Here is a 13,329-nt window from a genome sequence, read left to right on the forward strand (position 1 = left end):
GGATCTTACTAAGATTCGGATTTTTTTGTTTGAGAAATCCATTAAAAGAAATTAAATATCTGAAAACCATTATATTTGAGTATCAAAAAACTAATCAATCAATTAGTAATCTTAAAAAGTTGTTTAAATGAAATTTCCTCTAAAGCTTTTATTTGTTTTTCTGTTTGCTGTAAATTGTTTTTCTCAGCAGACAAAATCAGCTAGGCAGGCCGATTTAAAAAATGCATATAATATTCAGGACAGTGTAATGATTAAAACCCGCGATGGTGCATTAATTTCTGCAATAGTAGTTAGAAAAAAGGGGGTAAATGTTCCAAAACCTGTCATATTGCAGTATACTATTTATGTAAGAGATAAAAAAGGAGATTTAAAATCTTTAAAAGAAACTGCAGATAAAGATTATGTGGGTGTAATGGCATACTCGCGCGGAAAGCGATTTAGTCCAAATGAAATATTTCCGTATGAAAATGATGCCGCCGATACTTATGATGTAATAGATTGGATCAGTAAGCAAGAATGGTGTAACGGAAGTGTAGGCATGTATGGAGGAAGTTATAATGGGTTTACGCAATGGGCAGCTTGTAAAAAAATGCATCCGGCAATTAAAACAATTGTCCCGTATGTTGCCAATAGGCCCGGAATGGGACTGCCGATGGAGAATAATGTCTTTATAAATCCAAATTACGAATGGTCTTTTTATATAGGAAATAATAAATATTTAGATACAGTTGCTGGAAATGACAGACAGCGCTTTAGAAATATGATGTTTAAATGGTGGAACAGCGGAGCGGCTTACAAAAAAATGGACAGCATTGACGGAACTCCCAACAGACTTTTTCAACGATGGATTGCACATCCTTCTTTTGATGAATATTGGAAAAAAATGGCTCCCTATGGAAAAGAATTTGCAGCAATAAATATTCCTGTTTTAGCAATTGATGGTTATTACAATGATTCTCAAAATTCTGGTTTGTATTATTTAAGAGAACTCGAGAAATATAATCCTCGGGCAGATTATCATTTAATAATTGGTCCATACAGTCACTTTGGTGCGCAGAGAGAAGGTGCAACTGTTTTGAATGGCTATAAAGTTGATGCAGATGCGTTAATAAATACAAATAAGATTACCTTCGAATGGTTTGATTATATATTTAAAAGTGGTCCAAAGCCAGAAATTTTAAAAGATAGGGTAAACTATCAGGTGATGGGAGCAAATGAATGGAGGAGTGCGCCTTCTCTGGCAAAAATAAATAATGGTTTCCTGACTTTATATTTGACGAATTCTAAAAATAAAGGTGAAAACTTCTATTCTTTAACCTCTAAAAAAGCAAATAAGTTAGGGTATTTAGTCCAAGAAGTTGATTTTGCTGATCGACAATTGAGTAATAATGACTATTATCCTGACCCAATTATTAAACAAGAAATTGATACCAGCAGCGGATTTGCTTTTATAAGTGACCCTCTGAAAAAACCAATTCTTGTAAACGGTTCTTTTATTGGTGAAATAAAGGCAAGTATTAATAAAAAAGACATGGATATTGGAGTTACACTTTATGAAGTGACACCGACTGGAGAATATTTTCATTTGTCTTATTTTATTGGGCGTGCCAGTTACGCAAAAGATATTACCACAAGAAGGTTATTAAAGCCCGAGAAAATTGAATCAATTCCTTTTTCAAATTCACATTTGGTAAGCAGGCAATTAAATAAGGGAAGCAGATTGTTAATTACCTTAAATGTCAATAAAAATCCGTTTTCAGAATTAAATCAAGGTTCCGGAAAAATTGTGACAGAAGAAACGATAAAAGATGCAAGTGTACCTCTAAAAATAAAATGGTATAACGACAGTTTTGTAAAAATTCCGATTTGGAAATGATACTAAAAATTAAATTTTAAAAATAAAACCACAAGTACTAATAAAAGAACTTGTGGTTTCTAATCAGAATCTATTAACCCATTAAACTAAAACTGACTTTGATTGAGATTACGCCGAAGCATATTCTTTTCTTTTTATACAATATTGATTTTTTTGATAATTTATATTAGAAATAAAATCACTTAATGCTTTTTTCGATTGTTCTTCATTGTATTCGAATGAAGAATCAAAGAAAAATTCACGACAGATTACGGGGTCTTTACTGTAATCGTATAACGAATCTTCCAGATCATTTACTGAATTTAAATTTTGATTTGGATAAAAGTTTATCAGTTTGTTTATGTTGTCATCAAACCATTTATCAAATGTTTTCTTTTTAGGAGTAATGTGACGTGCTAATAAAATAAGGCCTAAAGTTTCAGTCTGCAAGAAATTGGATCCTTTTTTATAAAGGATATCGATCATTCTAACATTCATTAAACTTACCCAAATCGGTCCGTCTATATAGTTGTTTGCAGGAAAATCCAACTCAATGTCAAAAACCAAATCATTTGTGTTTTCTGGATTTTCAATAGAACTCCACATAGTTTCTATGCGTTGTCTAATGTCTTCAGATTTTGTAGAAAGTTCTTTAAATCTCCAAAAAATCCACTCTAATGTTGCCGCAGCCAATCCCATTGATGCCTTGTGGCTAATTTGATTTAAAATATGTTCTAATCCTTCATTTTCACCAACCGGATCAATAAGTTTTTCCATTATTTTAGGAGTCCACTTGTAGTCAATCAAATGATCAGCAACTTTTGCCTGAACAATTATTTTTGGTATTTTTTTTAAATTTTTCATTTTTGCTTTCTTATTGTTTAAAGTTATCTGACTAATTATTAAACTCTGTTATTTCTGACAGCAAATTTATAAAGCATACGCATTTTGAATATGCCACAATAAGTTTTAAAAATGGTAAAATAAGTTTTTTGTTCGTTCTATATAGCTGAAACTCAAACAAATAAGAAAAGTACTACAAAATATTTTGAATATAGATTATGGGTGTTAAAAAGAAAAACCCCCAGATTTCAAATGTAACTGAAAATCTGGGGGTTATGTGTGATTTTAGGAGAACTGAATTATCCTAAAAATGGATATCTGTAATCTTCTGGAGTTACAAAAGTTTCCTTTATAGTTCTAGGAGAAGCCCAACGCAGTAAGTTTAATGCAGAACCTGCTTTATCGTTAGTTCCAGAAGCTCTGGCACCGCCAAAAGGCTGCATTCCTACAACTGCTCCAGTTGGTTTATCATTAATATAGAAGTTACCAGCTGAGTTTTGCAATTTTATTGTAGCAACTTCAATAGCATAACGATCCTGGCTAAATACAGCTCCTGTCAAAGCATACTCAGAAGTAGTATCAACTAGTTCTAAAGTCTTTTCCCATTTTGCATCTTCGTAAACATAAATAGTAATTACTGGTCCAAACAACTCAGTTTCCATTGTTGTATATTTTGGATTTGTTGTTACAATAACCGTTGGCTCAATAAAATACCCAACTGATTTATCGTAGTTACCTCCAATTATAATTTCGGCATCAGCATCTTTTTTAGCCTGATCAATATAACTTGCTAATTTGTCAAAAGAACCTTCGTGAATAACAGCTGTAATAAAGTTTCCAAAATCTTCCGGAGAACCCATTTTCATAGATTTTACATCAGCAATTAATTGTTCTTTTACAGCTGGCCATAAACTTTGCGGAATATAAGCTCTTGAAGCAGCAGAACATTTTTGCCCTTGAAATTCAAAAGCACCACGAGTGATTCCTGTAGCTATTTGTTTTACGTTTGCACTTGGGTGAGCAATGATAAAATCTTTACCACCAGTTTCACCAACGATTCTTGGGTATGTTTTATAATTGTGAATGTTTGCACCAATTTTAGCCCAAATATCTTTAAATACGTGAGTTGAACCTGTAAAGTGAATTCCAGCAAAATCACGGCTTGCTAAAATAGTATCTGTAATCATTAATGCATCTCCAAAAACTACATTAATAACTCCATCAGGAACTCCAGCTTCTTTGAAAACATCGATAATAATTTTTGCCGAAAAAACTTGGCTGTCACTTGGTTTCCAAACCACAACATTCCCCATCATTGCAGCACTTGCAGGAAGGTTGGCAGCGATAGCAGTAAAGTTAAATGGAGTAATAGCGTAAACAAAACCTTCTAGAGGTCTGTATTCTAAACGGTTCCAAACTGAAGAGTCAGATTTTGGCTGATCGTTATAAATTTGAGTCATAAATTCTACGTTGTAACGTAAAAAATCAATCAACTCACAAGATGCATCAATTTCTGCCTGATGAATGTTTTTAGACTGGCCAATCATGGTTGCTGCATTAATACGAGCTCTGTATGGGCCTGCAATTAATTCAGCTGCTTTTAAGAAAATAGCAGCACGTTGTTCCCATGCCATATTTGCCCATGCTTTTCTTGATTCAAGTGCATTTGCAATGGCTTTTTCTATATGTTGTTTTTCTGCTAAATGATACGTTCCTACAATATGTTTGTGATCGTGTGGAGCAGATATTGTTTTTGTGTTTCCTGTTCTGATTTCTTCACTTCCAATATATAAAGGAACATCAATTTTAGAATTCCATAATGAAGTATAAGCTGCCTGAACTGCTGCTTTTTCTGGTGAATTTGGAGCGTAGCCTTTTACAGGCTCGTTTACCGCTTTTGGTACTTGAAAGAATCCTTTTAGCATCTTATTTAAAATTAGATAATTAGACAATTTTAGGGTTGGATTATTTGATTTGTTACGAATAATCTAACGCTGCACAAAAGTACAAAGGATAAATTAATAATTTGACAAAATTATGATTTAGATAACGATAAAAAATGTCGATTAAAATTAATTCTTAGTTTAAAGCAAAAGGAGCACACATTCTAAAAGTAGGAACAATTACTTTGAATGTTTTTGTAGTAGTGAAATTAATCATATTAAAATGACCCTTCATAGCGCCATAAGGAGACGATAATAAACAACCTGAACTGTAGGTGTGATTTTCTCCTGGTTTTAAAACTGGTTTTTTGCCAATAACACCCTCTCCGTCTACAACCTCTAAATCGTTTAGAGAATCAAAAATTTCCCAGTGGCGTGAAGTCAGCTGTACAGAATCTTTACTGTGATTTTCGATTGTAACTACGTAACTAAAAGCAAAATGAATCTTGTAGTTCTTGAAGTAAGTACCTTCAAAACTAGTCAAAACAGATATTTTTATGCCTCTTGTTATCTGGGAAACCATACTAAAGTAGTATATATGTGTTGGTTATAGTGGCAAAGTTACAAAAAAAAACATACGATTAAAAAACTTAACAATCTTTTAATTGACTATATTGATAGAGTTTGCATTTCCTTTTCCTATTACTCTTTGGTAGCGGTCAGTGTTTTCTTTATAATATACTAATATCATATATTCATTTTCAGTCTGATAAAAGTTTCCATCTACAGCATTTTCATTATCAATTACCCCTTTTTTATCTGCAATTGTATACTGAAAATTAGTGAAACCTTGTTTTATCATTATCGCTTTCTCATACACTCCTTTATCGGTGTTGTATTCCATTTTGTATTCTGGCGATAAACTGTAATTATTAAACATTCCGGTAATATAGATGTCTTTGTTTAATCTGAAGGTGGGAGCAGAAAGTGTAAAATATACCCACGCATAATCGGCTTCAATTTCATTATCAGAACCGTTTATATTTTTAACAACAAAGTTTCCGTTTACATCTTGGTAAACACTGTAAATCTGATTGGCTCTTGCCTGATTCGTGTATAAATAAGAATTGTAAATATCATTATTTGTGCCCACTTTGCCTACGTTATTACTTGCAGCACGAATATCTTTGTTTTCAAAATATAAAAATTCATTCCCAGCCCAAAACTGAGTTTCTTTGTCGTATTTGTAAATCAGCTGGTTGCCAATGGTATATTGCGGAATCACATTTTTGATCGCAGTATTAAAATTACCATTTTGAAGTAACAGTACTTTTACGCTTTGCGCCGGAGTTTGAAAATTGATTTCAGTTGATGCAATTGCAAAATCAAGGTTTTGCATATAATTGATATTGCTCAGGTTACGGCTTCGTTTTACCTGCGCAGTAACGGTCGAACGTTCTTCATATAAAATGAATTTCTTCGAAAAAACAACTTCTCTGTCTTCATTTAGAATCTTTAGCATATAATTTCCTGATAAACGAAGCTGCGTTGCAAATTGATTTGGAAAGGAAAGTCTGTAATGCGAGTAAATCTGTAACGTATTGAATGAATTGGTGTAATCTGTAATTCTTTGATTGTCAAAACCTCTTATGTAATCTGTTTTCGGGATATCGGTTGGTTTCCAATTGTAATCACAATGTGTAACTTCAAAATAATAATTGGCTTCATTACCAAATAAATCATCAAACTGCAGCTGAAACGAAGATCCTAGTTCGAATATTGGAACAACATTGCTGCCGTTCTGCACAAACGTTACAGTTTTAATATTATAAGGAGGAACAACTTCTGTCTGTACTTCTTGAGCGATGGCCGAAGTAAAAATAAAAAGCAGAAGAAGTTTTTGAAACAAAAATTTTAGCATCTTTTACGTTGTAAGATTGTAAATATAACAAATTTATATAACGTAAAATAAGCTGTTATATTGGTTTCAAAACAAATTTTTATGAACCCAAAATGTATTCTAAGTTCACTTCGATTTCGTCATTAATATAGCTTTCTTCTAAAAGCGAATCAGATAACAGTTTTTTGTTTTCCTGAAGTTTGATTATTTTTTCTTCTACCGTATTTTTAGAAATAAACCTGATAACGTTTACTTTATTCAATTGCCCAATTCTATGTGCTCGGCCCACTCCTTGTTTTTCAGCAAAAGGATTCCACCACGGATCTAAGAACAAAACATAGGAAGCCTTAGTAATATTCAATCCGACGCCACCCGCTTTTAGCGAAATAAAAAACAACATTGGATTTTCTTTTTCCTGAAATGTTTTTACCTGCTGTTCTCTTTTGCTCGCGGGAGTTTCGCCCGTAATTTCGCAGAAAGCTATTTTGTTTGCCTTGCACCAATCGGTATAAAAATTCAGATTCGTAACAAAGGAGCTGAAGATGATGGTCTTTTGTTTTCCTTTTACCAAATTTTCAAGATAATTGGTAACGGCAATATATTTTCCGGAATCAATTTCCGAATCCTGATCAACCATTTTAGGATGATTGCTTAATTGTCTTAGTTTCATCAACGTATTTATAACACTGATTTTGTCGGGACTTGATCCGTCTGTTTTTAGTAAAAAATTACGAGCTTTTGATTTTTCTTGTTCGTATAGTTTTTCCTGTTCAGGATCCATATTGCAATAATAAATCTGTTCTGATAATTCTGGCAGATCCTTTAAAACCTGTTCTTTGGTTCTTCTTAAAATATAAGGCTGAATGAGGTTTTTTAATTCAGACAAAACATTTTCATCTTGCTTTTTCTCAATCGGATTTTTAAAATTTTCAGTAAAAAAAGCATAACTGCCCAAAATATCAGGGTTTATAAACTGCATTTGTGACCATAAATCGTCAAGCGAATTTTCGATAGGCGTACCGCTAAGTGCAATTTTATGAGCCGTATTTATTTTGTTTATGGCTTTAAAAATCTTAGAATTTTTGTTTTTAATGTATTGACTTTCGTCTAAGATTAAATAACGGAAATCGTACTTTTCTAAAATTGCGATATCACGGTGAATAATGCTGTAGCTGGTAAAAATTAAATCTGTTGATGCTAATCTTCCTGCTAATAATTTTCTGTCATTACCAATGTACTGCATTTTTGAAAAATGCGGTGTAAATTTTCCGGCTTCGTTGTACCAGTTAAAAACCAGAGAAGAGGGCAAAACAATTAATGTTTTTAAAGGTTCCCTTTCAATAGTAGTTTCGTTTTGAAACAAATCAAAATTGGTTGTTTTAGTTGTAAAGCCTAATTGTTCTTGCACAGAAACCAAAACTGCTAATGTCTGCAAAGTTTTTCCAAGTCCCATATCATCAGCCAGACATGCGCCTAAACTTGAGTTAAAATGTCCCAAAAGCCATTTTACACCATCAACCTGATAAGGTCTTAAAGTTGCTTTTAGTAAATCTGAAGCCGTATATTCTGCTTTATGAATTTGATCTAAATCATTGTCGATTTCAGAAATTCCGTCCAAAGCTGTAAAATTACTTTTACGCAAAAGAAGATTTCCATTTTCTGTTTTAGCAAGCTTGGCCAGTGAACCGTATTTGCTAAACCATTCGAGCGGAATCAAGAAATAATTTCCGTCGGGCAGTAAAAAGAGTCTTTCTTTGCTTTTTATGTTTGGAATAATTTCCTTAAAATTGATCGTATAGGTCCCAATTTCAATGATTATTTTAATATCAAACCAATCTTCTTTTGTGTCTTTTGAGGCTGAAATGGTATTACTTTCTGTAATGATTTCTTTGCTTTCCAGTTTCAAATTCTGAATGGTAAAACCTAAACTTTTGAGTTTTTCTTTATGATCAATGATCAACTGAATATTAACATAAGGATCTTCATTTTCTGCTTCTGAATTCAATCCAAATAATTCGTTTTTGATTTTTATTAAACCAATTTCGAGTAATTTGTCTGCATATGAATTTTCATCAGAGTTTCGTTTAAACTGAATTATTTTGGGTTCATTCGCAATGCTGAAATCAACAAACGAATGTGTTTTTTTACTTTTACCGGCATCAAAAGAATATCCGTTATAATCAAAATAAAGATTCAGATAATAACAGTTTTTAAAAAAATCAAAAACAGGCTGAATCGTACAGGAAATGATCTTGTCACGAAGTTCAATTTCAAAACCATTGGCTTCGATGTCAATTTTTTTAGCTATTTCGGGAATGAAATTTTTAAAATAATCATCGACTAATTTCGAAGGTATTTCAATTGATTTTTTCTTTAAAAAAGGCATCAGTTTTTTAGAATTCAGCTCTTTTAACTGTCCTAATTTTTTATTGATAATCAACCAGCCGGGTTCATCCAAAAGAATGTTAACAGTGCTGTTCATCGGTAAAAAAGCAGCTTCGTTTTCTTTTAAAGAAAGGGTGTAAGTAATACCTTCAGGATGTTTGTCAAATTGAATCTGAGGTTCAAAATCAAGCGGTTCAACACTGACTCTGGAGCGATAAAAATCCTTCTCGGCTCCCATATTAAGAGATAACGGAAATTGTTCTGCTGTAATTATACAATAAAAGGAACTTAAATTGATTTTTAAATGCTGGCGAATTGCAAAATCAATTTTAGAATCTTTCTGCAAGTCAGCAATTGTCTTTGCCGATTTGATTTTTGCACTGAATTTTTTGAAAATAAATTCAGGTTTTAAAGACTCGCAAATAGTCAATATTTTTTTTGTATTCGAATCTAAATTTTCCAAAACAATTCCAAAGCTTTCCAGTACGTCTTTACTTGCTTTTTTGTTTAGATATTTAATATCGCCGGCATCCTCAACGATATAAGCTGTTGGAATATAGACATTCAGATTTTTTTCAAAACTGATGTCAAAACAGAACTGAAATGAATTTGTAGGTTCCAAGATTTGAAATTTGGTTTGTATGGTTTTGGTTCGGCTTATAAAATTAAAAAGTTTTCAAAATAGGGCGATTCTGAAAACTTTTTAAATAACTTATATCACTTATATAGTGAAAAACTAATTTTCCTGTTTAAAGCAAAGCGGAATAATTTCTCCTTTTGCCAGACAATATTTTTCTACCAATTCTGGTGCGATTTTATTAGTATAATCTTCTTCGATTACAATAAAACCAATGCTTCTTAACTTATCAAAATAATCGCGTCCATAAACACGAACGTGATCGTATTGTCCGAATATTTTAGCACGCTCTTTTTGATCTGTAATTGAGTCGTCTGCAAAAGTAACTTCTCTGGATAAATCCTGCGGGATTTGAAGAATTGCCATTCCGCCCGGTTTTAAAACACGAAATAATTCCTGCATTGCTTTTGTATCGTCTGGAATATGTTCTAAAACGTGATTACATAAAATAACATCATATTCGTTATCTTTAAAAGGCAGGTTGCAAATATCTGCTTTTACATCTGCCAAAGGCGAAAGTAAATCGGTGGTAGTATAATCAAGATTTTTCTGCTTGCGGAATCTTTTATAAAAAGCCTGTTCCGGAGCAAAATGAAGTACTTTTTTTGGTGCTGTAAAAAAATCAGTCTGATCGTTTAAATAAAGCCAAAGCAAGCGGTGTCTTTCTAAAGAAAGTGTACTTGGCGAAAGCACATTGTTGCGCTGTTTTCCGTATCCGTAAGGTAAAAAAGATTTAAAACTTCTGCCATCAATTGGATCTGTAAATTTATCTCCTTTTAATGAGAAAGCTAAAATTGGACGCGCCACATAACTCAAACGAATTAATAATGGACGTGGAATTGTATTAAGTACGAGTTTAAAAAGTTTCTTCACGATTAAATAATTTGAACACGAATTTCACGAATTTACACTAATAAACACATGGTGAAATTTCACGAACTTTGATTTGGGTTAAAGTATTATTCTTTTATACTTGAGGCTGTCTTCTCCAAAATTGATTAGTAGACCTAATTTGTTTTTTGATGCAGCTAAATAATTTAATGTCTGCTTAATTTCACTTGTTGATAATGTTGCAATTGCTTTAAGCTCTAAAATAATTTTATCGAAAATGACAAAATCTGCAAAGTAATAACTGGGCAAAATAATGTCTTTGTAGCTAATATTATATCTTAATTCCCGATTATACGGAATATTATTTCTTTGAAACTCATATTCTAAAGCGTCGCCGTAAACTTTCTCACTATGTCCTTTTCCTAATATTTTATGCACTTCCATACAGAGTCCTATAATTTTATAGGACTCTTCTCTTAAATATAATTCACTCATCATTCATTCACTCATTCAGTGTAATTTCACAACAACATTAATCCGTGTTAATTCGTGAAATTTGTGTTATAATATCAACGGCACTTTTCTAAATTCATCTTCTTCATTACTTTCGATTCCTAAAGCTTTGTAGATGTATTGAAAAGTGGATAATAATTCTGGTTTGCCGTCAATTAGCGCCACATCGTGTTCAAAATGAGCACTTGGTTTTCCGTCGGCAGTCAAAATTGTCCAGCCGTCTTTCAATTGTTTGATGTTTCTTGTTCCCATATTGATCATTGGCTCAATAGCTACAACCATTCCTTCAACAAAAAGTTTTCCGCGTCCGCGTTTTCCGTAGTTTGGCATTTCAGGCTCTTCGTGCATTTTTTTTCCAACACCGTGTCCAACCAATTCACGAACAACTCCGTAACCGTGTGCTTCTGTATATTTCTGAATCGCATTTCCAACATCTTCAACGCGATTTCCTGCTTTAAATTCTCTAATTCCAACATATAGAGATTCTTTCGTCACCTGCAAAAGTTTTTTAACTTCTGGAGCAACTTCCCCGATTTCAAAACTATAAGCGTGATCTCCGTGGTATCCATTTTTAAAAGCGCCGCAATCAACAGAAATTACATCTCCGTTTTTTAGGGGTGTGTTATTTGGTATTCCGTGTACAACCTGTGCATTCGGACTCATACAAAGCGAATTCGGGAAATCGTACAATCCTAAAAAGCTTGGGGTTGCACCGTGATCACGAATGAATTCTTCGGCTAATTTGTCAAGATATAATGTAGTAACTCCTTCTTTAATTTCAGAAGCAATCATTCCTAATGTTTTCGATACGATTAAAGCACTTTCGCGCATTAATTCGATTTCTTCTCTAGTTTTTTGGATAATCATATTTTTCCCATTTTCAGTTCGCAAAAGTACGATTTTAATATTATTTCTGTATCTAATTTTTTTGCTGTGAATTAGGTTTTTTTTGCCTTGAATTTACAGATTGCTGCAAATTATATTGGAATATTCATTTCACGAATCTTAACAGTATAGATTTTAACGGATAATTTATAGCTGTTTTAAGAGCCAGAAAAACAAATTATCTCGTAAAAAAGCCCTAAATTAGTAGTAAAAACGTGTGAAATCATGGAAACTAGTACAGATCAAGATATATTGAAAGTAAAAGCTTTAAAAAAAATGAAACAAAATGCTTTGGCACTTTTAGGTGTTGCAGTACTTCTTTTTATAATTGCTATTTACTTTAAAATCCCAATTTTACAGGCGTTTAGCGAAGCCGCTATGGTTGGGGGAATTGCCGATTGGTTTGCTGTTGTAGCTTTGTTTCGTCATCCTATGGGAATTCCGATTTGGCATACAGCAATTATTCCAACAAAGAAAAATGAGATTGGAGAAAATTTAGGAAATTTTGTTTCAGAGGAATTCTTAAACCGTGAGAAACTGGAAATTAAATTGGATGAATTCAATTTTGCAGTTAAAGCTTCAGATTGGCTTTCACAAAAAGAAAATGCGATAAAAATTGCCAATGTTGTTTCGGTAAATATTATTCCTGGAGTTTTAAATACAATTAACGATGAAGATATTAAGCGGTTTATTCAGGTTCAGTTTAGAGAAAGACTAGACGCCATAAATTTTGGCGACTGGGTTGCTGTTGCTTTAGAGCCGCTTCAAAAAGGCGAATTGAAAAATCAATTACTAACTAATCTTTTTGATGTTTTGAGTAATGAATTGATCAATAATAAAGATCTTATTCGAAGAAAAGTAAAAGATTCTACGCCGTTTTTGAGTTTTGGTTTAGCCGATAAAAGCATTACAGAAGGAGTTTTTAATGGATTGTACGATTTCTTAAATACAGCCAAAGATCCTAACAGCGAAGTTAGAGCAAAGATAGATGAATACGTTTATGACTTTCTGGATAAAGTAAAAAATTCAGAAGAAATGAGAGTCAAAATCAACAATTTGATTTTGGGTTTTACAGGTAAAAAAGAAGTTCAGGACTATATAAACGGAATTTGGGATGAAATAAAATTATCTATTACAGATGATTTGGACAAAGGTGAAGAATCAAAAATAAGAAATAGCATTTCCGGCTTGATTCAGAGTTTTGGCGAAGGTATAAGTCAGGATGAAATTATGATTGCTAAAATTAATAATTTTATAAAAGAGGATTTATTATCTGTACTTTTAAATAATAAAAAAGTAATTGGAGATCTGATTTCTTCAACCGTAAAAAGCTGGGACGGAAAAGAAGTTTCAGAAAAACTAGAGTTAGAAATTGGGAAAGACCTTCAATACATAAGAATAAACGGCACACTTGTCGGCGGTATTATCGGACTTGTAATATATGGTGTCGAACAGATTTATCATTATTTTATTATTTAAACTATAAGAGCTGTTTGCCTTTTTAAAAATAAAAAACATATAAGAGATATAAGTCGAATCAAGCTTTTGAAGCTTTAATTAAATGAACTTATATCACTTATATGGTTTAAAATATTTA

At 32.5% G+C, this 13,329-nt stretch carries 10 protein-coding genes; 2 read left to right on the top strand and 8 right to left on the bottom strand.

Annotated features, from left to right (window positions below; translation table 11 throughout):
• Nucleotides 1-127: 127 nt before the first annotated feature.
• Nucleotides 128-1,876, top strand: coding sequence for a CocE/NonD family hydrolase (locus B0A68_RS01180; protein ID WP_035685499.1), 1,749 nt, complete (start codon nucleotides 128-130; stop codon nucleotides 1,874-1,876).
• A 108-nt stretch (nucleotides 1,877-1,984) separates the two neighbouring features.
• On the opposite strand, the gene B0A68_RS01185 is transcribed toward B0A68_RS01180, so the two are convergent.
• From B0A68_RS01185 to map, 8 genes are all read right to left on the bottom strand, one after another.
• The gene (locus tag B0A68_RS01185; RefSeq protein ID WP_035685496.1) at nucleotides 1,985-2,719 is read right to left on the bottom strand and encodes a hypothetical protein; all 735 of its coding nucleotides are present in this window, start codon (nucleotides 2,717-2,719) and stop codon (nucleotides 1,985-1,987) included.
• A gap of 278 nt (nucleotides 2,720-2,997) precedes the next feature.
• On the bottom strand, nucleotides 2,998-4,623 hold the full coding sequence (gene pruA, locus B0A68_RS01190; RefSeq protein ID WP_035685493.1) for an L-glutamate gamma-semialdehyde dehydrogenase: 1,626 nt from the start codon (nucleotides 4,621-4,623) through the stop codon (nucleotides 2,998-3,000).
• 154 nt (nucleotides 4,624-4,777) lie between these two features.
• Nucleotides 4,778-5,164: a Co2+/Mg2+ efflux protein ApaG gene (apaG, locus tag B0A68_RS01195; RefSeq protein WP_008467225.1), complete on the bottom strand. Its 387-nt coding sequence runs from the start codon at nucleotides 5,162-5,164 to the stop codon at nucleotides 4,778-4,780.
• A gap of 78 nt (nucleotides 5,165-5,242) precedes the next feature.
• Nucleotides 5,243-6,502, bottom strand: coding sequence for a type IX secretion system plug protein (locus tag B0A68_RS01200; protein WP_035685490.1), 1,260 nt, complete (start codon nucleotides 6,500-6,502; stop codon nucleotides 5,243-5,245).
• Between the two features lie 79 nt (nucleotides 6,503-6,581).
• Entirely contained in the window at nucleotides 6,582-9,488 is a 2,907-nt protein-coding gene (locus B0A68_RS01205; protein WP_035685486.1) for a DEAD/DEAH box helicase, read from the bottom strand.
• 114 nt (nucleotides 9,489-9,602) lie between these two features.
• Nucleotides 9,603-10,376, bottom strand: a complete 774-nt coding sequence (locus B0A68_RS01210) for a class I SAM-dependent methyltransferase (RefSeq protein WP_035685483.1) — start codon at nucleotides 10,374-10,376, stop codon at nucleotides 9,603-9,605.
• Between the two features lie 78 nt (nucleotides 10,377-10,454).
• Nucleotides 10,455-10,829: a GxxExxY protein gene (locus B0A68_RS01215; protein ID WP_035685481.1), complete on the bottom strand. Its 375-nt coding sequence runs from the start codon at nucleotides 10,827-10,829 to the stop codon at nucleotides 10,455-10,457.
• A 66-nt stretch (nucleotides 10,830-10,895) separates the two neighbouring features.
• Complete coding sequence (map, locus tag B0A68_RS01220) at nucleotides 10,896-11,714, bottom strand: type I methionyl aminopeptidase (protein ID WP_035685477.1); 819 nt, start codon at nucleotides 11,712-11,714, stop codon at nucleotides 10,896-10,898.
• Between the two features lie 243 nt (nucleotides 11,715-11,957).
• Here map and B0A68_RS01225 point away from each other — a divergent pair, with 243 nt between their 5' ends.
• A complete protein-coding gene (locus B0A68_RS01225) occupies nucleotides 11,958-13,211 on the top strand; it encodes a DUF445 domain-containing protein (RefSeq protein ID WP_035685475.1) in 1,254 nt (417 codons plus the stop codon).
• Nucleotides 13,212-13,329: the final 118 nt, after the last annotated feature.

Origin of the sequence: Flavobacterium reichenbachii, assembly GCF_002217435.1 — a bacterium.
Classification (GTDB): Bacteria; Bacteroidota; Bacteroidia; order Flavobacteriales; family Flavobacteriaceae; genus Flavobacterium; species Flavobacterium reichenbachii.